Raw genomic sequence first — 22,375 nt, forward strand, 5'->3', positions numbered from 1 at the left:
CTAAATTGTATATTTAATAATTTAAAAACAACTATTGTTACAAGAAAAAACAAAATTAACTAAATAATTGAAAAAATTTTTCAAAAAAACCTTGCTTTAGTGAAGTTTTTGAAGCAATACGAACTTCATTTATATTATAACCGTTTATTAACTTATGTGCCCTCTGTGAAATATCTGGTATTTTTTCTTTATAAAAATCTTCTATATATGCTTTATCTTGATAGCTATTAACTTGAATTTGATATTTTTTTAAAATGTTTTCAATTTCATAAATAATTAATTTTGAAATTGAAATTAATTTAATTTCAAAAAATATTTCATCATTATTAATTTTATATTTTTTTATTAGCATATGCATAAGTTTATATTGATTATAACTTTCTTGAAATAATTCGTTAATATCTGAAAGAGTTTTTTCTAAATATTGATTTGTAATATTTCCAGAATAATTTTTTTTTTTCAAACTTAAATCGAAGTTAAGGATTGAATTGTTTTCAATTATAACATTTATATTATTTACAAAGTTTCTTGCCACTTTTTCAATTTTGAAAATATTTTTTTCTAAAAACTCACTTAAAAGATTTAAATCTATTTTTTCTAAGTCAGTTTCATAATCAAATTCACTTTTATATAAATTTTTAAAATTTTTTATATCTAATAGGTGTATTTCAAATTTTTTATTAGAAATAATTAAATAAGTTTCAAATTCTATTACATCATTCATTTAAAATTATTATTTGATTTTTTATTCTAGCATCTAATATTTTTTTATTGTCTAATTCAATATTTCCTAAAAAAAATGATATTTTATCTAAAGTTTCTTTATCAATTTTTTCAGGCAATTTAATTAATAAATTGTTAGTAAATTTTAAATCCCATCTATTAGATTTAAAATAATATAGAGAATCTATTTGTGAATAAACAATATTTGATTGATCGATAATTTTCTTTAATTCAACTACCTCATTTGTATCTGGACTCCCAAATATGTATGGCAGTTGTATATTTGAAATATCGTTATTTGATACTTTGCCATTGCTCCCTAATAAAAAAAACTTTCCGTTTATGTTGATCCTGGCAATAAAATTTGTCTTCCTAATATTAATGTCAATTGAATGAGGATATTTTTTTATAACGTTATACTCTTCAACTATTGAATTAGACTCGATTATGCTTTGAAAATTTTTTTTTTTGATAAAAAAAATATTTTTTAAATCTAAATTATTTAAATTATAAAGTAACATTTTTTGGTTACTTTCATCTAAACCAAAAATATTTATATTTTTAATTTTTTCAAATTTTAGATTATTTATTGAGTTATTATTTATTGAGCCTACTAAAATTAACAAAAAAAAATAAATTAATATTTTTTTATTTTTTCTTTGAGGCATCTTTTAAAATCCATTCAATTAATTTTAAAAAGCTTATTCCCTTATAAGAGGCTATTTCTGGAACAAGAGATAATTTAGTCATACCTGGTTGAGTGTTAATTTCTAACAAATAAAATTTACCCTTGTAATATTTAAAATCTGAACGTGTAACACCAGAACAACCAATAATATTGTGTGCTTTATGTGCAATATTCAATACTTGATTTAATTTTTTATTTGGTAAATCAACAGGAATTATATGTTTAGTTTTTGCATTTGTGCTGTACTTTGCTTGATAATCATAGAAAGCTCTTTTGGGTTTTAATTCAATTGCTCCAAGTTTTTTATTACCCATAATTGCTACTTGAATTTCCCTACCTCCGATAAATTGCTCGATCATAATTTTTTTATAATTTTTCAATAAATTAATCTTTTGAACTAAATTAGATTTATTACATATAAAAACATTAACACTAGAACCTTCATTTAAAGGTTTTATTACAACAGGAAATTTAAGTTTTGACTTAATTTTTTTTATTAATTCAAATGATTTATAATCATAATTATAAACAAAAAATTTTGGTGTTATAATTTTATTTTTTATAAAAAATTTTTTTGAAATTTCTTTATCCATAGCTATAGATGATGCTAAAACTCCAGAGTGAGTGTAAGGGATTTTGTGCGTCTCTAAAATGCTTTGGATATACCCATCTTCTCCAAATTGACCATGCAAAGCATTAAAAATTACATCGGGCTTAAATTTTTTGATATTAGACGATAAAAATTTATCTGGTTCAAAAATCTTAATTTTATAACCATTTTTTTTAAGTTCTTTGGCAACTTGGTTACCTGTATCAAGGCTAATTAATCTCTCCTTTGAAATTCCACCCGATAGTATAAGTATTTTTTTTTTCAAATTATTCTAAAATTTTTATCTCAGTTTCTAACTTTACACCTGTTTTCTCAAATACATTTTTTGAGACATAATCGATCAAATTCTTCATATCTTTAAATTTAGCATTACCCTTATTTACAAAAAAATTACAGTGTTTTTCTGAAATATATGCGTCACCAAAAGAAATATCTAATGGAACTGACTCTTTTATTAGTTCCCAAACCTTTTTTTTAGATTGATCTAAAGGATTTTTAAAAGTACTTCCACTGGTTTTAATTCTTGTTGGTTGCACTTTTTCTTTTCTTTCTTTTAAAAAACTCATTTCTTTTTGAATTAGTTGTTTTTCTTTCTTAAAGCCTTTTAACGAGGCGCTTAAAAAAATAAGGTCCTCAGATATACCGCTATCCCTGTATTTAAAATTTATTTCCTTCGCAGGTATAGTTACAACCTGGCCTATTTTAGTAACTGCTTGAACTGAAATAAGAATATCTTTAAATTCTCTATTAAAACAGCCAGCATTCATTTTAATTCCACCACCAACTGTGCCTGGTATACAAGACAAAAATTCAAAACCACCCAAACTATTTTCTAATGCAAATTCTGATAATGCTTTGTCACTAACACTGCTTCCTGCAATAATTATATCATCTGACAGAACTGATAAATTGTTAAAATTATTTGCAAGCTTGATTACTACACCATCATATTTATCATCTGTTATTAATGTATTTGACCCCCCACCTAAGACGAAAATATTTTCTTTATTTTCTATAATCTTTAAAAATTTGATTAAATCTTTTAAATTTTCAGCCTTAAAAAAAATTTTAGCTTTACCACCAATATTAAACCAATTTTTTTTTTTTAAATCATAGTCTAACTTTAAGTTTTTACTAAATTCTTCTGATAGTTCTTTCAAATTAGTTTTCATTTTAAATATTTAGGCAGTTCTCTCATCCAGCTTGAAATAGAACCAGCACCCATTGCTATAACAATCTTTTTTCCATAAATATTACTTTTTACGTATTTTGCCAATTGCATTGGATTCTCGATCATTAATAATTCAACCTTTGAATTTTTGATAATTTGTTTTGCAAAACTATGGTAACTGAATCCAAGTTTCATTTTTTCACCTGCATTATAGATTGGAAATAAAATTACTTTATCAGCATTTTTAAAAGCGTGACTAAACTCCTTTTTTAAATCTTTTACTCTTGATATTCTATGAGGTTGAAAAATACATATCTTTTCATAACCTTTGTACACTTTGCTTACACCATTAAGTACTTCTCCTATCTCTGTTGGGTGATGTGCGTAATCATCAAAAAAATCAACATTATTAAAAGAAAAAATCTTATTAAATCTTCTTTCAACACCTTTGAAATTTTTAAGTCCTTTTTTTATATCAAATATTGATATTCCAACAGTCAACGATACTGCAAGAGCTGCAACTGCATTTTTAATATTATGATTTCCTAGAAGAGGAATAATTATATTTTTTAAATATCGATTTTTTTTATTTGGTAATTTTATAAATAAATCAAATTTTGAAAATTCTTTATATTGATTTATATTTTTTATAGAAAAGTTTGATCTAAGATCTTCACCGTACGTATAGAAATTTTTCTTTTTAATTTTTTTTATTAGATTTTTGTTATTCTTATCATCTAAACATATAAATGATTTTCCGAAAGATGGAACCTTCTCAACAAAATTAATAAAATATTTATTTAATTTTTTCATCGAATTATAAAAATCCATGTGCTCTCTATCAATGTTGGTTATGATTGAGTAAGTTGGTGGAATAAATATAAAACTACCATCAGACTCATCTGCCTCCAAAATAGACCAATCACTTTTACCTAATTTTGCGGTATTATTGATTGAATTTATAATTCCTCCATTAATAATCGTCGGGTCTATTTTTGTATTTTGAAAAATTGATGCAATTAAAGATGTGGTTGTTGTTTTGCCGTGAGATCCGACAACTACAATATTTTTAGAAAGAGACACAATGTTTGCTAGCATTTCGCCTCTTTTATATATTGGTAGACCTTTTGATTTTGCTTCAATTAATTCTGGGTTATTTTTTTTAATTGCTGAAGAGACAACCAAAATTGTAGCTTTGCTGATATTTTGTTTTTTATGTCCAACGTAAACTTTGATTTTTTCTTTTCTAATCCTATTAATATTTTTATTATTTGAGATATCACTTCCTTGAACTTTAAAACCTTTTCTCTTCATAATCATTGAAAGGCCACTCATCCCTATCCCGCCTATACCAACAAAATGAATAACTTCTGATTTAGCTAATTCAATTTTCATTTAAAATTTCCAATAAATTTTGATTAACATTATTCCAAGTATTTTGATAATTTAATTTTTTTAGATTCTCTTTTTTTGACATGTAATCCTCATTTTTTTTTGCAATTTTTAACAATAATTCTTCAAATTTATCTTTATCAAATTTTTTTTGATCAACTATCCAACAACAATTTTTATCATAATAATATTTAGCATTTTCATATTGATGATTATCCTTTGAACTAGGAAGTGGTATGGCGATAAAAGGAACATTCATTAATGACATTTCAGCTAAGCTTGAAGCGCCTGACCTTGATATACATAAGTCAGACTGTTTCATAAGTTCGTTTAAATTTTGATCAAAACTAAAAACATTGCTTTCTATGTTATTAATTTTATAAAAATTTTTTAAATTATTTATGTTTTCTCTACTAGTTTGATGGATTACATTTATTGAGCAAGTTTTTGAGATACTCAAAATCGTTTCATTAATAAGTGTATCAAAAATTTTAGCTCCTTGGCTGCCTCCAATAACCATGATGGTAAATAAATTTGCTTCTTTTTTAAATAAATTTGCTTCATAATATTCTTTTCTTATAAAAGGTTTTGAAATTTTTTTCTGTTTTTCATATTTTTTTGGACAATTTTTTAAGTTTATTGAATAACAAATTAATTTTTTAGAAAAATTTAAAAAGAATTTATTGGCTCTTCCTAAAACCATATTTGGTTCAATTAAAAAAATTTTAATATTTAAAATTTTTGCTGCCAGACATAATGGTAAAGACATATATCCACCTGTTGAAATTAAATAAGAAATTTTTTTTTTTTTTAATATTTTTAGAGAACTAATTGCTAATATTAAGACTTTAAATAATATAAAAGGAAGTAGTATTAAACTATTTAACTTCGGTGTATCTATTAAAATATATCTATAATCATCTTTTGCTAAATATTTTAATCCTCTAGAGTCTGTTGAGATTATTACATCATATGATTCTTTCAAATGGTCATAAATTGTAATTGCAGGAATGACATGTCCTCCAGAACCTCCAGTGGAAATTAATACTTTTTCTTTCACAAATTATATTTTTCTTTTTGTTAAATTTAAAATTATCCCAACTAAAATTGAGGTACTTACAATTGAAGAGCCACCATAACTCAAAAAAGGTAATGTCATTCCAGTTGTTGGAAACAATCTTATATTAACTCCAATATGAATTGTGGCCTGCATGAGAATTAAACTTACTGAACCTATTAGAATAAGTTTATTTTGCTCCTCAGTTTCAAGACTTATTTTTTTAAAAACCATATAAATTAGGACTAAAAACAAAATTAAGATTAAAATTATGGCAATCACACCAAACTCTTCAGAAATTACTGAAATAATATAATCAGTATGTGCTTCTGGTACTCTATTTTTGAGTGTTCCTTCTCCAATACCTTTTCCAAAAAAACCCCCACTTGTAATTGAATCTATTGCTTTATCTGATTGAAAATTATGAGTACCTGTTTCTTTATCAAAAAACGAAAAAATTCTAGCTTTAATGTAATTAAATTTTGGTATGTAAATAATCATATAAGACATCAAAATTATTCCAAAAGAAAAGATTATGAGTAAAAAATATAAATTAATACCTGAGCAAAAAATCAGAACAGCCCAGGAAAAAACTACTAATAGTGTTTGACCAATATCTGGTTGAATTATTAACAACAAAGAAACTAAAGTCATCAAAATTGTTGACGCTAAATATTTAAATAAAATATTAGTTTCATTTTTGCATAAAATAATTGCAAGAATTACAATAAAAAAAGGTTTCACTATTTCTATAGGTTGAAATCTTGGTAAAAAAAATAAATCGATCCATCTTTTTGATCCTTTAACTTCTATGCCAATTATAGGTACTAAAAATAAAGAGAGTAATGAAATAAAAAAGAGAATTATTGAAAATTTGTACAGTTTATCTTGATTTAAAGTAGAAAAAATAAAAATAAAAACTATTCCGATAAGTAGATAAATTAAATGTTTAAAAAAAAAGAAATAATTGTTGGTATCTAATTTATCTGAAGCTATCAGTGATGTCGATACTAAAGAGAAAAAAAGTCCAATAGTGAATAGAGTGCTAACTAAAAACAATAAAGGTTTGTCAATATTTTTCCACCACTGGTAATAAAATTTATAAATTATGCTATTACTTTGCATATATTAATTTTTTAACTATTTTATTAAAGTAATTGCCTCTATCTTCAAAATTTTTAAAACTATCAAATGATGCACCAGCAGGACTAAAAAAAATTATATTTTTTTTAATTTCTTGATCTTCTATCTCTAAGAAAATTGCACGTAAGGTTTCATTTAAAGTTTTATATTTTTTAACCTTTAATTTATGTCTCAAAACTTTATGAAACTTATTTCGATATGAACCAAAAATGAATGCTTTTATATTTTTGCATTTTGTTTTAGATAATTTGAACTTATCATTTTTTTTTGGTATTCCTCCCAAAATCCAATAAACATCATTCAAATTATTTAATATATTTTCTGAAGAAGCGAAGCTTGTTGATTTAGAGTCATTTATTATTGTTAAATTTTTTTTATCAAAAACAATTTGTTGTCTATAATTAAGACCTTTAAAATTATTAATTGTTTGGATTAATCTGTTTTTAGATATTTTCAATTTAGGTGCAATTTCAAAAATAAATGAGAGATTTTCTCTATTACCGTCGGAAGCAAAGTATTTATTGCTAATCTTATCAATTATGTTTTTCAAATTTGAGATATCAACTTTATAAATTTTTGACTTAAATTTATTTTTTTTAATTTTTTTTGAAATTAATGAATCATTTTTTTTAACGTACGCAAAATTTCCCTTAACTTGAGACTCGATTAATTTAAATTTTGCATTAACGTAATTTTTTAGGTTCTTATGTCTTTCAATGTGGTCTGCTGAAATATTTAGAATTAAGCTAAATTTTGATCTAAAAATCTTTGAGTAATCTAACTGATATGAAGAGGCTTCAATCACAAAAATCGTTTTTTTTGTTATTTTTTTCTCTGCAAGTGCTGGATTTCCTATGTTCCCAATCAATCGAGCATCTTTTTTTTGATCAACCAAAGCTTCATGTAGTATTTTTGCTGTGGTTGATTTACCGTTAGTACCGGTAATTGTTATGCTCAAATTATCATAAAAAGAGTACAAAACATCAAGATCTGTATAAATTTTTTGTAAATTTTTTTTCAAGAAAGTCGATAATTTACATTTTGAAATATCTATTCCTGGACTAATAATGATTATATCAAAACTTATTTTTGAAATTTCACTTAAACTAATTAATTTTTTATTTATTTTTGAATTGTCATCGAAAAGATAAACATCTGCTTTTTTTTTTAAAAATTTATATGAAGATATTCCACTTTTGCCTAATCCATATATTAATATTTTTTTTCTTAAAAAAATATTTTTTTTATTTTTCATTATCTTAATTTTAACGTAGCAAGTCCTATCATTGCTAAAATTATTGAGATAATCCAAAATCTAATAACTACGGTAGATTCAGGCCAACCTTTTTTCTCGAAATGATGGTGTATAGGTGCCATTCTAAAAATTCTTTTTCCTGTAAGTTTAAATGAAATTACCTGAACCATTACTGAAACTGCTTCTAAAACGAAAAGACCTCCCGTTATCGCTAAAACGATTTCATGTTTTGTTATAATACCTACTGCTCCCAGAGAACCACCTAAAGATAAAGAGCCTGTGTCTCCCATAAAAATTTTAGCTGGAGGAGCATTAAACCATAAAAATCCTAAGCAAGCTCCAATAATTGCTCCACAAAAAATCGCAACTTCACCTGTACCTTCAATGTAAGGAATTTGTAAATAATTTGAAAAAACAATATTTCCAGTTACATAGCTTATAAATGCAAAACAAGCTGCCACCAATATTACTGGTACCGTTGCTAAACCGTCTAAACCGTCTGTAAGATTTACAGCATTAGAAGAACCTATTATTACAAATACAGCAAAAGGTATAAAAAACCATCCAAGATTAATTATTAAATTTTTAAAAAAAGGAAAATATAAATTATTTAAATCTTGATAATCATTCAAATATACAAACAAACTTACTCCTAATAACGCTAATATAATCTGTGCAATTATTTTAAACTTTGATGAAATACCAGAGGAATTACTTTGCTTAATTTTTTTATAATCATCAAATGCACCGAGTAATCCAAATGAAATAGCAATGTATAAACAAAATAAAATATTATTATTTGATAAATCTGCCCATAAAACAACTGAAATTATTAGGCCAAGTAAAATAATAATTCCACCCATTGTTGGAGTTCCAATTTTTTTAACTATGTGATCTTCAGGCCCATCATCTCTAATTGGATTAAAAATTTTTTGATTTGAAAAAAATTTTATAAAAGGACCTCCAACAAACAAAACTATTACTAATGACGTGAAAAAAGATAAACCAGTTCTGAAAGTTAAATATTTGAAGACGTTTAAAAAGCCAAAATTATCAACAAAATTTAATAGAAACTGGTATAGCATTTAATTTAAACCTTTTATTTCATTAACTATCTTATTGAAACCTGTCGCAAGTGAGGCTTTAATCATTAAATAATCATTGTTTTTAATATCATTTCTAATCAAATCATCGATCTGAGAATTGTTACTTAGTATTTTACCCTTTTTACTATTCAAAATTTTTTTATATATTAAAGAAGCCATCTTTCCTTTTACAAAAACCTTATCAATTTTAGTTTGATTTATTAATGGAGCAATAGATTCATGAAGTTTTTTAGAATAACTACCAAGCTCCAACATATCTCCAAGCAGCAAATATTTTTTAGACTTGTTTAATTTTATTTTATCAAAATTTTTAATAGCAGAACTTAATGATAGCGGGTTTGAGTTATAACTTTGATCAATTAAATTTATTTTTTTATTATTTATTTTTATTGTTGAATGGTCCCCTCTTCCATCGGGAATTTTAAAATTTAAAAAAATATTTTTATTCAAATTAAATATATTTAGATTCACACTTATTACAGCTAATGCAGATAGAATATTATAAATATTGTTTTGATAGTCATCAGAGATTATAAAATATTTAATTTTATTCATAAATCTAATTTTAATTTTAAAATTTTTTCCAAACGATTTAATATCTATTAACTTAATATCTGCTCTTTTACTTTTGATACCAAATGAAATTAATTTAAGATTTTTCTTTTTAGAAATTTGCCTATGAAGTTTAAAAAATTTATCATCTGCATTTAAGATAATAGAACCATTTGATTTAATATTATTTATAATCTCTGATTTTGCTAAGGCAATCTGTTTTATATTTTTAAAATTTTTTGCATGGGCATAATTTATATTTGTAATAACTCCAATATTTGGCTCTATTATTTTTGTTAGATAATCAATCTCACCCTTTTTATCCATTCCTACTTCTAAAACTCCATATTTATCGTTTTCTTTAATATTAAGAAGACTTAAAGGAACTCCAAATTTATTGTTATAAGACTTTGGTGATATACTTGTATATGAAATTTTTCCCATCACACTTCCCAATAGTTCCTTAAGTGTTGTCTTCCCACAACTACCTGTGATAGCTACAATGTTAGTACTTATATTTTTTCTGTATACTTTTGAAACATTTGTTAAAAATTTTAAGGTATTTTTAACTTTTATCTGCCGTTTAATATCAAGATTATTTTGAATTTTGTTTACAATTGCGAATGATGCTTTTTTCTTAAATGATTGTGAAACAAATTTATTTCCATCATTTACTTTTCCTTTGATAGCAAAAAATACATCATTTTTTTTTACTTCATTAGAATTAATTCTTGCCTTATTTATAGAAATAGACTTTGATAATTTTTGAGTTTTAGTAAGTTCTTTTATAATATTTACCTTTAGTTGATTGGACAAATCCTTGTTTTTTTTTTGGATTTCAATTAGGATTTTTTTTCTATCAGAAAATTTGATTTTCTTTTTACCAATTTCTTGTATGTTTTCGTGGCCTTTTCCTGCAACTAATAAAACATCTCCACTTTTTAAATTTTTAATGGCCTCAGATATTGCTATTGCTCTATTAGAAATTTCTGTAATTTTCTTAGCATTGATGCCTTTTTTAATATCTTTTCTTATTTTTATTGGGTTTTCGTAACGAGGGTTATCATCTGTTAGATAGATATTATCTGCATAAATACTTGCTATTTTACCCATTTTCATCCTTTTGTTTTGGTCTCTATTCCCACCACAACCAAATAAAAGGTTCAACTTTTTATCGGGAAATTGCTCCTTAATATTTAAAAGACAAACTTTTAAAGCATCGGGAGTATGTGCATAATCAAGAATAACAATTGAATTATTTTTAATTGTTCCAATTTTTTCTAATCTACCTTCAACTGGTTTTAATTTTGGTAAGACTTTTAAAATATTTTCAAAATTTAAATTACTTTTTTGTGCTGCAATTGCAGCCATCAAAATATTCTTGATTTGAATTTTGCCTATTAAATTTAAGTTAATTTCCTTAATTGAATTTTTATGTTTTATTTTAATTAATTGATTTTCATTGTCATATCTATGGGATAATATTTGAAAATTATTTTGTTTTTCATTTATTGCTGATAATTTTAATTTTTTCTTTAAAGAGATTTTCTTGATTGTTTTATATTGAGGTATATTTTTATCTGTAATTATATTTCCTTTTTTTTCTATTAAATTCTCAAATAAATAAAGTTTTGCATTTAAATAATTTTTTAAATTTTTATGATAATCGAGATGATCTTGTGATAAATTTGTAAAAATTCCAGATTTAAAGTTTAATCCATCTAATCTATATTGTTTTAATCCATGACTGGAAGCTTCCATGATAACATTATCAACTTTTTCTTTTTTTAATTTTTGTAAGATCTGACCTAAATTAATTGGATCAGTTGTTGTATTAAATAAATTTAAATTTATATTTTTTGATTTAACCCCTAGTGTTCCAATTGAAGCAACCTTTTTTTTATTTAATTGCATTATTTGAAGATAAAATTCAGCAACTGAAGATTTTCCATTAGTTCCTGTAACAGCTACTAAATTTTTTGGTATTTTGTTGTAAATTTTAAATGAGACTTCTGCTAATAATTTTCTTATATTTTTTGTTCTTATGAACAATATTCCATTACGGTAATCTTTTATTTTTTGTTCTGTTACAATTATTTTAGAACCTTTTTCTATAGCTTTAGAAATGAATTTATTTCCATCTATACTGTTTCCCTTAATTGCAAAGAAAATATTATTTTTTTTTAGCGATCTAGTATTAAAAGATATGCCTGAAAAAAATAATTTTTTATAATTTTTGGGGATACCATCAAAATAATTTCCAATTAACATTATTAATCAACCTGTATATATTTTGTGGCTAAAATAGGCCCAATTTTATCAATTACTTTTCCTGCTACCTCTACAGATGTCCACCCAGCTGTATTATAAAGTGTTCCTTTCCATCCACCTTTTCTATGCCTATACTTATAATAATAATCTTTTGATTTTTTAGGTGTATCTAACATCACAATAAATACAAATTGAGGATTTGATGTTGGAAATACCGAACTAAAAGTATTTATTTTTGCCTCTGAATATTTTCCTCCCTCTGGTTGGTCTGCTGTGCCTGTTTTGCCTCCAATTTCATAATTTTTAACATCTGCAAATCTAGCAGTACCCTCCTCTGTATTAACAATTTTTCTTAAAGCATTAACAACTTGTTTTGAAATTCCTTTATTAATTATTCTTTTGTTTTTATTTTTTTTATTATCTTCATTAAAAACCAATGTTGGTTTTACATCATAGCCACCATTAGCTAAAATAGCGTATCCTTTTGCTAGTTGAAGAATAGTTGTTGCTACTCCATGACCAAAAGAGGCTGTTGCTAATCTACATTTTCCAAAATCATAATCTATTTGAGGTGCCACTTCTTCAATGTCAAAATTAATCTGGTTTAATACTCCAATATCTTCTAAGAAAGATTTAAATTTTTCTGGACCAACTTTTTGTGCAATTCGTACAGATCCAATGTTTCCAGATCTAACTAAAATTTGCTCAGCGGTTAAATCTGAAGGTATTTCATTATCATATTCTCCAATTCTGTATCTGTCACACTTAATTGATTTTGGTAAATTTAAAAATTCAGTATCTGGCTCAATTAATTTTTCATTTAAAGCGCTTGCAAAAGTAAAAACTTTAAAAACTGAACCAAGTTCGTATGTTCCTTTTGTTACTCTATTAATATAATTTACATCTGATATATTTTTTCTCTCATTTGGATTAAAATCAGGTAATGAAACTAAAGAAAGTATATTCCCATTATTAACATCCATTAAAATTGCTGCACTTCCTTTGCTTTTAAAAATTTCCTGATATTTTAATAATTCTTTTCTAATTAAAAATTGAATGTCTTTATCAACAGTCAATTTAATTGGGTCTCTAAATGTTCTAAGATTTTCATTTAATGATTTTTCCAATCCAGAAATACCATTATTGTCATTATCTATTTGACCTAAAATATGACTAAAAAGGTTTTTCTGCGGATACATTCTAAGTACTTTTTCTTCGGGAATAAGAGATTTATCTCCCAACTTCATAAGTTGCTCATATTTTTCCTCTGAAATTTTTTTCTCTAAATAAAAAAACTTTTTGTTTTCTATTTTTTTTTCAATTTCATTAAAATCTTTGTCTGGGAAAATAATTTTTAGACTTAAAAGTAATTTTTCTTTACTAATTATGTCTGAAGTTTTGAGACCAATATCAACAGACTTAACTGTTTTTGCTAAATAATTTCCATTAATATCCAAAATATCTGCTCTATAAAGATCACTACTGAAAGGGAGAGCGTTGCTTGTATTTTTAATTTTTGCCTCTCGAGACCCTAAATGAATTAAATGTATTGTGTATATTGAGTAAATAACAAAAAAGACAAAAAAAATAAAAGCAACTCGATTAAATTGAATATTTAATCCAGTATTGTTTTTTTTATAATCGAAATCATTTTTATGATCTTCAATTGTTAATCTTTCCTTAAAATTGCTCATTTTTCCTTAATTATTTTATAATCCTCTAAATTGTTTACATTTTCTGAAATATTATAAATTTTAATATCTTCTATTTTTTTTTGAACTAATTGATCTTCAAAATATAAAGATTGATATTCTAATAATTTTTCAGCAGAACTTAGATAATCGTATTCCAACTGAATATTTTCTAAATCTGATTTTAAAAGTCTTACACTTTCTTTATAAGCAAATATTTTATCTTCAATTTTTTTTGTAGTATTTTTGATAATTGCTGTAGTTAAAACTAAAATTATAATTGTTAATGCTAGTGATAATTTTTTCAAAGTTTATCTCCAAACTTTTCAATTTCTAAAAAATTTTTAAATTTTTCCTCTATATCTGTGTCAAAATTAAAAAAATCACTTTTCTTAATTGCATATCTAAGTTTTGCAGATCTCGAAGGAGGATTTTCTTTTGTCTCAAGATCAGATGGAACAATTGGTTTTTTTTGACTTAAATTAAAAAGAGTTTCTTGTTGTTCTGTTTGAGGTGTGTATCTTGAAATACTTTTATTTTGAGAAAGACTTTTTAAAAAATATTTTACAATTTTATCTTCTAAAGAGTGAAATGTAACAACAGCTAAAACACCTCCCTTTTTTAGTACTTTTGTAGCATTTATCAGTCCATAAATTAATTCGCTTATTTCTTTATTTACAAAAATTCTAAGAGCTTGAAAAACTTTAGTTGAATTGTGTACTTTAAAATTTTTTCTTATTTTTGATTTATCAACAATTTTAATTAAACCCTGTGTATCAATTTTCTTATTTAATCTTTCTTTTACAATATTTTTAGAAATATATTTTGCATCTTTTTCATCTCCAAAGTATTTAAAAATTTTCTCTAACTCTTTTGCATCAAGTTTATTAATAGCATCAGCAGCTGAATAGTTGTTTAAACCCAATTGCATATTTAAATCTGTCATTGAATTGAAAGATAATCCTTTTTTTGGATCTTTCATTTGTGTTAATGAATATCCAAGATCAAAAATAACACCTTTGATATTTTCGTTTTTGATTTTTAAATTAGTTAATTGACTGAATTTTAAATTTTTAAAAATAAATCTATCTTTAAAATCATCTAAAATTGAATTTGCAATTTTTTGACTTTCAATATCCCTATCAAGTCCAATTACTTTTGTATTTTCAAACTCGAGTATTTTTTTTGAATATCCACCTTGACCAAATGTACAGTCTATAAATGTGCCACCATGTTGAGGGGTGATAACGCTAATAATTTCTTTTAGCAGTACAGGATAATGTTTTTGTACATCCGGTACTATAGTGGCTTCCATTTATTTCTTTGAAGACCATTAATTTTTTTGTCTTCTTAGGAAAGCAGGAATTTCAAGATCGTCTTCATCTTCTTGATCCTCAGAATTCAACAAATCTGAAGGTGAAGAGTTTTCACTCTCTGAGCTAAATAAATCTGGTGCGTCTGAGTCTACACCAAATTCCTTTAGATCATTTGATGTTTCTTCTTGAACATTTTCATCATGATTTTTTTCTTCAAATGTTTCTACTGCTTCTTGAGTAAACGATTTTTCCATTTCATTTAGAGTCCTGTCATCTACAATGTTTTCTGTTACTACACTATTTTCTGTAACAAAATTTTCATTCATCATATTATTTTCAACACTTACTTGCTCTTGTTCTTGAACCATTTCATTCTCAACCTTAAGAGCGTTTGCACCATGAATAATTGGGCTTGATGAGTTTGAAAAATTAAATGCTGGAGACCCCATATTTGAAAAATCAGAGTAACCAGGATTACGATTTTGTATTCTATGCACCATATTTACTACTGATTTAGACTCAGGTTGTTGTCCATCTAATGAAGTTGCAACAATTGAAACTCTCATTTTTCCGTCTAAGTCAGCATCAGTTATTGCTCCTATAATTAACTCAGCCTCTGGATCAACTTCTGCTCTTACTTTGTTAACTGCTTCATCAACTTCAAAAAGTTTTAAGTCTTTACCACCAGTGATATTTACTAGTAACCCTTTAGCACCCTTTAAAGTGTAATCATCAATTAATGGATTACTAATTGCCATCTCCGCGGCTTTGAGTGCTCTACCTTCACCTTCAGCTTCTCCTGTTCCCATCATAGCTTTGCCCATTGAAGCCATTACAGTTTCAACATCAGCAAAATCTAGATTAATTAATCCAGGTCTTACCATTAAATCTGTAATACTCTGAACACCATGCATCAAAACATTATTTGAAAGATTAAAAGACTCTTCAAAAGTTGTTTGCTCATTTGCAATTTTAAATAAGTTTTGGTTTGGAATAACAATTATAGTATCAACATGTTTTCTTAATTCTTCCAATCCTTGTTGTGCTCTTCTCATTCTAGAGGGGCCTTCATATAAAAATGGAAGAGTCACAACGCCTACTGTTAATATATTTAATTCTTTAGCAGCTCTAGCGATGACATGAGCAGCACCAGTGCCCGTTCCACCACCCATACCTGCTGCAATAAAAACCATATTTGCACCTTGAAGTGTATTTACAATTTCATTTAAAGATTCATCAGCAGCCGCTTGTCCTATATCTAATTTTGCACCTGCACCTAAACCCTTTGTTAAATTCAAACCAATTTGAATTCTTGTTTTTGCTTTACTTAACTTTAAATCTTGAGCATCAGTATTAACCGCAATAAATTCTACACCCTGAAGTTTATTATCAATCATTTCATTTATTGCATTTCCTCCAGCTCCACCTACTCCTAAAACTAAAAGTCGTGGCTGCAGTTCTTTTATCTCTGGTGCTTTAAAGTTAATTGTCATCTTATTTCCCCTCGTTGTTATTTAAATGTTTTTCCCATTTAAGACTTGCTCGATTTAAATTTGCTTTTTTTCTTGCTGATGTCTTAAATTTTTCAAATGCTGTTGGTTCCCATATTTGAAAAGTTTGACCTTGACCAACAAACAACATACTATTTTTTATTTTTGCATGTTTTAGTAATTTTGATGAAAGAGAAATTCTGCCTTCACTATCAAACTGTAAATTAGTACTTTCTGCCAATATTGATGTTGCAAAATAATCTCTTTTTTCCTCAAAAGGGTTTAAAGAGTCTATAGCAGAGGAAATTTTTTCAATTCTGTCTTGAGAGCATGCTTCTATCGAATAATTATTAAAAGATGGATAACAAATAACACCATTATAACCTAAATTAGACAAATGAGATCTGAAGCTAGCAGGCACAGATACTCTCCCTTTTTTGTCCAATCTGTTCTCGTAAGTAGATAAAAACATGTTTTTTTAATTTTATAAATTCCATAAATGGGAATATATGGGAATATATGGGTATTTAAAAAGATAGTCAAATGTTGATTCTTTGCTTAATTAAAGGCATTTTAAGAGGAAAATTCTAATTAATGATTTGAAATTGAAGAGATCTTTCATTTATTTGGTTGCTGAAATAATGAGGATACTTATTCTCGCTCCATTTAAATTTATGCTTCTAGCTTTAAAAATAATTCTATAGATCTTTAATTTTCTTGTTTTTTTAAACTGTGAAGTGCCAGATAAACTATAAGCCGGGTTCTGTCATTTAAACCTATCATTTATCTAGGCTTAAGATCACTCTTAAGCTCAAGCAACTAACCCTGATGACTAGCCAAGGACGGCTTTTAGTTTTGCAACAATGTCATCTCTACTTAGTTTTGCTCCCAGTGGGGTTTTCCAGCGTTCATTGTTACCAATAGAACCGGTGCGCTCTTACCACACCTTTTCACCCTTGCCACGTTATGGCGGTTTATTTTCTGTGGCACTATCCCTAGGGTTTCCCCCGCCAGGCATTACCTGGCACTGTGTCCTTGTAGAGCCCGGACTTTCCTCTTTAAAATAAATTAAAGCGATAAGTCATTTATCTGGCAAAGTGAACTTATAATTAAACTTAAAAATTACAAGATAATTTAATTCAGCTTTTTTATTAGGTTTTCACTTATTAACAAACATTCTTTATCAATTTTTCCATTTATCAATTCTTGTCTAAATCTTCTTTGAAATGCAATTGTTATATATTTGTTATATTTATTTTTATTAATTTTTGTGTTTTTAAAATAACCAATTTTATAAAGATTGTTTATAAATTTTAATTTCAATGAATTGTTTACAATTAAACTCCTATCTTTTTTGATTTTAGATAAATTTAAATTATGCCAGATTCCAATTTTATTTTTTGATAACAATTGCCATGGAAATTTTTCACCAGGATCTTTTTTTCTATCTGGAGCTATATCAGAATGACCTAATATAGAATCTGAAGCTATATTGTATTTTTTAATTAAATATCTTGTCAATTTAAGTACAGAATTCATTTGTTTTTTTGAAAACTTTTTATATTTAAATTCATGACCAGGGTTGTTTATTTCTATTCCTATAGAGTTTTTATTTAAAGATTTATATTTTTTCCAATTTGAAACTCCTGCATGCCAAGCAATATAAGAGTCGGGAACCATTCTTAAAATTTCACCATTATTCTTTATAAAATAATGACAACTTACTTTAGAATTATTATCTAATAATTTGTTAATTGCTTTTTTTTCATCTTTCATTCCTGTGTAATGAAAGATAACAAAGTTAATTCTATCTAAACTTCTTTTTTTGGAATCAAAATTAGGTGAATAGTTTCGAATTATTTTCATACTCAATTTGGGGTCTATTTTCACCAATTATTAAACACTTTGTTGACATTTTTCTAAATTAAAAAACACTTTAATATAAAAAATTATATAATATAAGATGAGCAATGCTTAAGAAAATATTAATAATATCTGTTCTAATTTTCCTACAAGGATTTAGTGCTTATGCTGGATCAGATGGAGAAACGACTTTAAATGAAAAAAAGACTGAACAAGTAAAAAAAACTAGAGATTGCTTTGAAAAACTTAATAGAGCAACTTTTTCGTTCAACCAAGGTCTTGATAAAGCATTGTTAAAGCCTATTGCCGAAGGTTATAGAAAGTTACCAGAGGGAGTGCAAACAGGTACAAGTAATGCTGTTAGAAATTTATCTAACTTAATAACAATACCAAACAATGTTTTGCAAGGTGATGTAAAAACTGCGCTAGTAAATACTGGAAGATTATTAGTAAATAGCACCATTGGAATTTTAGGAGTTGTTGATGTTGCTAATAAAATGGGATTTCCAAAATATGAAAGAGAAGATTATGGCCAAACGTTAGGGAAATGGGGATTTGGACCAGGTTGCTATCTTGTACTTCCAGTGCTAGGACCATCTACTGTCAGAGATACTACTGGATCATTTGTAAACGTATTAGGCGGAGACCCTTGGTACAACGTTTCTACTCATGGTAATAATGAATTTTTAAGTGAAGGAGTTTATTTGGCGTCAAAAGGTATAAGTGGTATCGAGTTTAGAGCAAATAACATCGAGTCACTTGAAAACTTAGAAAAAAATTCAATAGATTTTTATGCTTCTATTAGAAGTTTATATTTACAAGATAGAGAAAATAAAATTAAAAATCTTCAAAGAGGAAACTTAGAAATAATTTTTGAAGATGATAATGACTGGGAAGAAATCGAAAACAAATAGTCAATTATTACATAATAATGAAAAAATTACTTATATTATTAGTCCTGTTTAATCTTAATTTAACAAATAGTTTCTCGATTGAGGCTGACGTTTTTGTTCAATCCACTGTTAATAGAGCTGCTGAAACTTTAAGTAGCGGTCTAACAAAAGAGGAAAGGATGGATGAATTGAAATCGATAGCCTTAGACACAGTTGATATAAGAGGTATAGGTTTCTATTCGCTTGGAGCACATAGGAAAACCGCATCTGACGAACAAAAAAATGAATATGAAAAAGTATTCACTGAATATTTTTTACAAAGTTTCTCAAGTAGATTGGCAGAGTATTCTAATCCAATTATAAACGTCGATTCAAAAAAAAAAATTAATGAAAACTATACTATAGTCTCAAGCACTCTTGCGGCGACTGATAAGAGACCAGCTGTAAAAATAGATTGGAGAATCTATACAAAAAATAAGGAACAACCACTTATTAGAGATCTTATTATTGAGGGATTAAGTTTAGCAAGAACTCAGAAAGAGGAATTTAATTCAATTATCCTGAGTGCTGATGGTGATATCAATGCCTTAATTTCAAAATTAAGGGATTTTTCAAACAGCTAATAAATTTTGAATATTTCAACTAAATCTATACTTTTAATTTCAGCTTTAACTTCTTCATTTTTTTTAATTTATTCATCATACAAAGGGACAATCTTATACTTTGTTAACGAAGCGTTAGAAGACACTTTTGTGGGTGGAAGTACATCTGATATTTCAATTTACCTGTGGTTTACTATTTCTGGAATTTTAATACTCATAACTCTCATGTTTCTATTTTTTCTAAAAATAAAAGATTTAAAAAGTCAAAAGATAATTGTTACGGGTTTAACAGTTTTTTGGATTACAATTTCAATATTTTTAATACTTATAAATTTATCAAATTTTTGGATTTCGTTGATTACTTTAACTGTTGGTGTTCTTTCATTTTTAGCTATGAAAAATCTCAAAAAAATAATAATTGCTGAATTAAATAAAAAAGGATTAACAGATAAAGAAATATATCTGTTACAAAAATTAGCAGGTATAACTAAAGATTAAGTTTGGTGGGCCCGCCAGGACTCGAACCTGGGACCAATACATTATGAGTGTACTGCTCTAACCAACTGAGCTACAGGCCCAAAACATTTGTTAGATATATCATTTCTATCAAGTTATCAATTAAAGATAAATCAATAATGGTGGGCCGTGTTGGTTACGCTCCAACTACCCCTGCAATGTCAATGCAGTACTCTACTATTGAGCTAACGGCCCAATCTAACTTTCTAAGAAACTTTTTAGTTGTTTAGATCTACTTGGGTGCTTTAATTTTCTAAGTGCCTTGGCCTCGATCTGCCTGATTCTTTCTCTTGTTACAGAAAACTGTAAACCTACTTCCTCTAAAGTATGATCAGTATTCATACCTACACCAAACCTCATTCTTAATACTCTTTCCTCTCTTGGGGTTAAGGTAGATAAAATTTTTGTAGTTGCTTCACCAAGATTAGATTTAATAGCTTGCTCTAATGGAGCTAAAGCTTTTGTATCCTCTATAAAATCTCCTAGACTGCTATCTTCTTCATCACCTACTGGTTTCTCAAGTGAAACTGGTTCTTTTGAGATTTTTAATACTTTTCTAACCTTGTCTAAAGGCATTCTAAGTTTTTGAGCTAATTCTTCAGGTGTTGCCTCTCTACCAAATTCACTTAAGATTAATCTTTGAGTTCTCACTATTTTATTAATCGTCTCTATCATATGAACAGGTATACGAATTGTTCTTGCTTGATCTGCAATTGATCTTGTAATTGCTTGTCTAATCCACCAAGTTGCATATGTAGAAAACTTATATCCTCTTCTATATTCAAATTTGTCAACTGCTTTCATTAATCCAATATTACCTTCTTGAATTAAATCTAAAAATTGCAATCCTCTATTTGTGTATTTTTTAGCTATTGAAATTACCAATCTTAGATTAGCTTCGACCATCTCCTTTTTAGCTATTCTAGATTCTTTTTCACCTTTCTGAATTCTACTTACTAATTTTTTAAAATCAGTAACAGAAATTCCAAGTTTGTGACTAATTTCTATAAGTCTTTCTCTGATATTTTTGAATTCATCTTTATTTTTTGCAAAGAACTGCTTCCATACTAAATTTGTATCTAAAAATTTCTTAAGATTAGGGTTAATTTCATTTCCAACATAGAACTTTATAAATTCATTTCGTGGTATTTTTTGATCCATTGCAAGTCTTAAAAGATTACCTTCTAAAGAAATTATTTTTTTATTTTCAACATAATGTTTTTGAACGAGTTCTTCTAAAACTGAAGGGGAAAGTTGAAGTGATTTTATATTTTCTAAAATATCATTTACTAATTTCTCATAACTTTTTTCTTTCGCAGGAGTAAAGTTTTGGGTATTTAAAACACAATCTAACTTTTCTTTCTGATATTTAATAAGTTTTGAATATTCTTTAGTTAACGTATTTACTGTTTTTAGTACTTTTGGTTTAATTTCTGTCTCCATTGCTGCAAGAGTTGGATTAAAATCATCATCTTCATCTGAAGAACCATCTTCTTTCTCTGTCTCACCAGCATTTTTTTGTTTAGCACTTGGTCCAGTTGACTCATCTTCCATATAGTTTGTATCGATATCTATAATTTCTCTAACTAGTATTTCATCTTTTTGGAGTTTGTCATTCCACTCAAAAAATTGTTGAGCTGTAATTGGGCTCTGTGACAACGCAATTAACATTACATCTTTTCCAGCCTCTATTCTTTTTGCAATTGCAATTTCTCCCTCTCTTGAAAGTAACTCAACACCTCCCATTTCACGCAAATACATTCTGATAGGATCGTCACTTTTCTCAATTGTTTTTCCTTCCTCTTTATTTGAATTTTCTTTTTTTCTTAGAATTTTAAAATCTGATTTTTTTTCAACTAATGAAATATTTTCGTCTAAGATATGGATGAAAGCTTGAGCAAGATTTTCGTCTGATAAATTTCTTTTACCTAAAGATTTGCTTAATTCTTCGTAAGTTATAAAACCTCTATGGGTTCCTCGACCCATTAATCTAGCAAATGATTTTGTAATTATTCTTTCCACAGCGATAAAGTTGA

General features: G+C 26.6%; 20 protein-coding genes, 2 tRNA genes and 1 other RNA gene. 3 read left to right on the forward strand and 20 right to left on the reverse strand.

Annotation, left to right across the window (positions count from 1 at the left end; all coding sequences use genetic code 11):
- Nucleotides 1–55: 55 nt before the first annotated feature.
- The 17 genes from VP90_RS03280 to VP90_RS03360 all read right to left on the reverse strand — a co-directional run bounded on the left by VP90_RS03280 (nt 56) and on the right by VP90_RS03360 (nt 18,331).
- Nucleotides 56–724, reverse strand: a complete 669-nt coding sequence (locus VP90_RS03280; RefSeq protein WP_262589670.1) for a hypothetical protein — start codon at nt 722–724, stop codon at nt 56–58.
- Nucleotides 717–1,391, reverse strand: coding sequence for a cell division protein FtsQ/DivIB (locus VP90_RS03285; protein WP_262589671.1), 675 nt, complete (start codon nt 1,389–1,391; stop codon nt 717–719). The genes VP90_RS03280 and VP90_RS03285 overlap by 8 nt, the downstream gene beginning before the upstream one ends.
- Nucleotides 1,372–2,286, reverse strand: coding sequence for a D-alanine--D-alanine ligase (locus VP90_RS03290; RefSeq protein WP_262589672.1), 915 nt, complete (start codon nt 2,284–2,286; stop codon nt 1,372–1,374). Before VP90_RS03290 ends, VP90_RS03285 begins: the two co-directional genes overlap by 20 nt.
- A gap of 1 nt (nt 2,287) precedes the next feature.
- Nucleotides 2,288–3,193, reverse strand: a complete 906-nt coding sequence (gene murB, locus VP90_RS03295) for a UDP-N-acetylmuramate dehydrogenase (protein WP_262589674.1) — start codon at nt 3,191–3,193, stop codon at nt 2,288–2,290.
- A complete protein-coding gene (murC, locus tag VP90_RS03300; RefSeq protein ID WP_262589675.1) occupies nt 3,190–4,587 on the reverse strand; it encodes a UDP-N-acetylmuramate--L-alanine ligase in 1,398 nt (465 codons plus the stop codon). Before murC ends, murB begins: the two co-directional genes overlap by 4 nt.
- Nucleotides 4,577–5,644, reverse strand: coding sequence for a UDP-N-acetylglucosamine--N-acetylmuramyl-(pentapeptide) pyrophosphoryl-undecaprenol N-acetylglucosamine transferase (locus VP90_RS03305; protein WP_262589676.1), 1,068 nt, complete (start codon nt 5,642–5,644; stop codon nt 4,577–4,579). The genes murC and VP90_RS03305 overlap by 11 nt, the downstream gene beginning before the upstream one ends.
- Nucleotides 5,645–5,647: 3 nt before the next feature.
- Complete coding sequence (locus VP90_RS03310; protein ID WP_262589677.1) at nt 5,648–6,766, reverse strand: FtsW/RodA/SpoVE family cell cycle protein; 1,119 nt, start codon at nt 6,764–6,766, stop codon at nt 5,648–5,650.
- Nucleotides 6,756–8,039: a UDP-N-acetylmuramoyl-L-alanine--D-glutamate ligase gene (gene murD / locus VP90_RS03315; protein WP_262589679.1), complete on the reverse strand. Its 1,284-nt coding sequence runs from the start codon at nt 8,037–8,039 to the stop codon at nt 6,756–6,758. The genes VP90_RS03310 and murD overlap by 11 nt, the downstream gene beginning before the upstream one ends.
- Complete coding sequence (mraY, locus tag VP90_RS03320) at nt 8,039–9,124, reverse strand: phospho-N-acetylmuramoyl-pentapeptide-transferase (protein ID WP_262589681.1); 1,086 nt, start codon at nt 9,122–9,124, stop codon at nt 8,039–8,041. Before mraY ends, murD begins: the two co-directional genes overlap by 1 nt.
- Nucleotides 9,125–11,968, reverse strand: a complete 2,844-nt coding sequence (locus tag VP90_RS03325) for a UDP-N-acetylmuramoyl-L-alanyl-D-glutamate--2,6-diaminopimelate ligase (RefSeq protein WP_262589682.1) — start codon at nt 11,966–11,968, stop codon at nt 9,125–9,127.
- Between the two features lie 2 nt (nt 11,969–11,970).
- Nucleotides 11,971–13,662, reverse strand: coding sequence for a peptidoglycan D,D-transpeptidase FtsI family protein (locus VP90_RS03330; protein WP_262589683.1), 1,692 nt, complete (start codon nt 13,660–13,662; stop codon nt 11,971–11,973).
- Nucleotides 13,659–13,967: a cell division protein FtsL gene (locus tag VP90_RS03335; protein ID WP_262589684.1), complete on the reverse strand. Its 309-nt coding sequence runs from the start codon at nt 13,965–13,967 to the stop codon at nt 13,659–13,661. The genes VP90_RS03330 and VP90_RS03335 overlap by 4 nt, the downstream gene beginning before the upstream one ends.
- Nucleotides 13,964–14,974: a 16S rRNA (cytosine(1402)-N(4))-methyltransferase RsmH gene (rsmH, locus tag VP90_RS03340; RefSeq protein ID WP_262589685.1), complete on the reverse strand. Its 1,011-nt coding sequence runs from the start codon at nt 14,972–14,974 to the stop codon at nt 13,964–13,966. The genes VP90_RS03335 and rsmH overlap by 4 nt, the downstream gene beginning before the upstream one ends.
- An 18-nt stretch (nt 14,975–14,992) precedes the next feature.
- Complete coding sequence (gene ftsZ / locus VP90_RS03345; RefSeq protein WP_262589686.1) at nt 14,993–16,468, reverse strand: cell division protein FtsZ; 1,476 nt, start codon at nt 16,466–16,468, stop codon at nt 14,993–14,995.
- Between the two features lies 1 nt (nt 16,469).
- On the reverse strand, nt 16,470–16,937 hold the full coding sequence (mraZ, locus tag VP90_RS03350) for a division/cell wall cluster transcriptional repressor MraZ (RefSeq protein WP_262589687.1): 468 nt from the start codon (nt 16,935–16,937) through the stop codon (nt 16,470–16,472).
- A 264-nt stretch (nt 16,938–17,201) separates the two neighbouring features.
- An RNA gene (rnpB, locus tag VP90_RS03355) (RNase P RNA component class A) lies at nt 17,202–17,558 on the reverse strand.
- A 41-nt stretch (nt 17,559–17,599) separates the two neighbouring features.
- Nucleotides 17,600–18,331: an N-acetylmuramoyl-L-alanine amidase gene (locus VP90_RS03360; protein ID WP_262589688.1), complete on the reverse strand. Its 732-nt coding sequence runs from the start codon at nt 18,329–18,331 to the stop codon at nt 17,600–17,602.
- A 104-nt stretch (nt 18,332–18,435) separates the two neighbouring features.
- On the opposite strand from VP90_RS03360, the gene VP90_RS03365 reads away from it, so the two are divergent.
- From VP90_RS03365 to VP90_RS03375, 3 genes are read left to right on the forward strand one after another with little or no spacing between them, the layout of a single operon-like run.
- Nucleotides 18,436–19,242, forward strand: a complete 807-nt coding sequence (locus tag VP90_RS03365; RefSeq protein ID WP_262589689.1) for an MlaA family lipoprotein — start codon at nt 18,436–18,438, stop codon at nt 19,240–19,242.
- 17 nt (nt 19,243–19,259) lie between these two features.
- On the forward strand, nt 19,260–19,844 hold the full coding sequence (locus VP90_RS03370; RefSeq protein WP_262589690.1) for an MlaC/ttg2D family ABC transporter substrate-binding protein: 585 nt from the start codon (nt 19,260–19,262) through the stop codon (nt 19,842–19,844).
- A 6-nt stretch (nt 19,845–19,850) separates the two neighbouring features.
- Nucleotides 19,851–20,321, forward strand: a complete 471-nt coding sequence (locus tag VP90_RS03375; protein ID WP_262589691.1) for a hypothetical protein — start codon at nt 19,851–19,853, stop codon at nt 20,319–20,321.
- Nucleotides 20,322–20,324: 3 nt separating this feature from the next.
- Here the strand turns inward: VP90_RS03375 and VP90_RS03380 are convergent.
- From VP90_RS03380 to rpoD, 3 genes are all read right to left on the reverse strand, one after another.
- Nucleotides 20,325–20,401 (reverse strand) — tRNA-Ile (locus VP90_RS03380).
- A gap of 58 nt (nt 20,402–20,459) precedes the next feature.
- Nucleotides 20,460–20,534 (reverse strand) — tRNA-Val (locus tag VP90_RS03385).
- A gap of 3 nt (nt 20,535–20,537) precedes the next feature.
- Nucleotides 20,538–22,361 (reverse strand): RNA polymerase sigma factor RpoD, encoded by a 1,824-nt coding sequence (gene rpoD, locus VP90_RS03390; protein WP_262589692.1) that lies wholly within the window; start codon nt 22,359–22,361, stop codon nt 20,538–20,540.
- Nucleotides 22,362–22,375 lie beyond the last annotated feature (14 nt).

The organism is Candidatus Pelagibacter ubique HIMB140 (genome assembly GCF_025558165.1).
GTDB classification, from domain to species: domain Bacteria; phylum Pseudomonadota; class Alphaproteobacteria; order Pelagibacterales; family Pelagibacteraceae; genus Pelagibacter; species Pelagibacter ubique_T.

Bases quoted from the DNA above. Each gene is read 5' to 3' on its own strand.
- VP90_RS03280 (WP_262589670.1), bottom strand. From the start codon at position 724: ATGAATGATGTAATAGAATTTGAAACTTATTTAATTATTTCTAATAAA.
- VP90_RS03285 (WP_262589671.1), bottom strand. From the start codon at position 1,391: ATGCCTCAAAGAAAAAATAAAAAAATATTAATTTATTTTTTTTTGTTA.
- murB (WP_262589674.1), bottom strand. From the start codon at position 3,193: ATGAAAACTAATTTGAAAGAACTATCAGAAGAATTTAGTAAAAACTTA.
- murC (WP_262589675.1), bottom strand. From the start codon at position 4,587: ATGAAAATTGAATTAGCTAAATCAGAAGTTATTCATTTTGTTGGTATA.
- VP90_RS03310 (WP_262589677.1), bottom strand. From the start codon at position 6,766: ATGCAAAGTAATAGCATAATTTATAAATTTTATTACCAGTGGTGGAAA.
- murD (WP_262589679.1), bottom strand. From the start codon at position 8,039: ATGAAAAATAAAAAAAATATTTTTTTAAGAAAAAAAATATTAATATAT.
- mraY (WP_262589681.1), bottom strand. From the start codon at position 9,124: ATGCTATACCAGTTTCTATTAAATTTTGTTGATAATTTTGGCTTTTTA.
- VP90_RS03325 (WP_262589682.1), bottom strand. From the start codon at position 11,968: ATGTTAATTGGAAATTATTTTGATGGTATCCCCAAAAATTATAAAAAA.
- VP90_RS03330 (WP_262589683.1), bottom strand. From the start codon at position 13,662: ATGAGCAATTTTAAGGAAAGATTAACAATTGAAGATCATAAAAATGAT.
- rsmH (WP_262589685.1), bottom strand. From the start codon at position 14,974: ATGGAAGCCACTATAGTACCGGATGTACAAAAACATTATCCTGTACTG.
- ftsZ (WP_262589686.1), bottom strand. From the start codon at position 16,468: ATGACAATTAACTTTAAAGCACCAGAGATAAAAGAACTGCAGCCACGA.
- mraZ (WP_262589687.1), bottom strand. From the start codon at position 16,937: ATGTTTTTATCTACTTACGAGAACAGATTGGACAAAAAAGGGAGAGTA.
- VP90_RS03360 (WP_262589688.1), bottom strand. From the start codon at position 18,331: ATGAAAATAATTCGAAACTATTCACCTAATTTTGATTCCAAAAAAAGA.
- VP90_RS03365 (WP_262589689.1), top strand. From the start codon at position 18,436: ATGCTTAAGAAAATATTAATAATATCTGTTCTAATTTTCCTACAAGGA.
- VP90_RS03370 (WP_262589690.1), top strand. From the start codon at position 19,260: ATGAAAAAATTACTTATATTATTAGTCCTGTTTAATCTTAATTTAACA.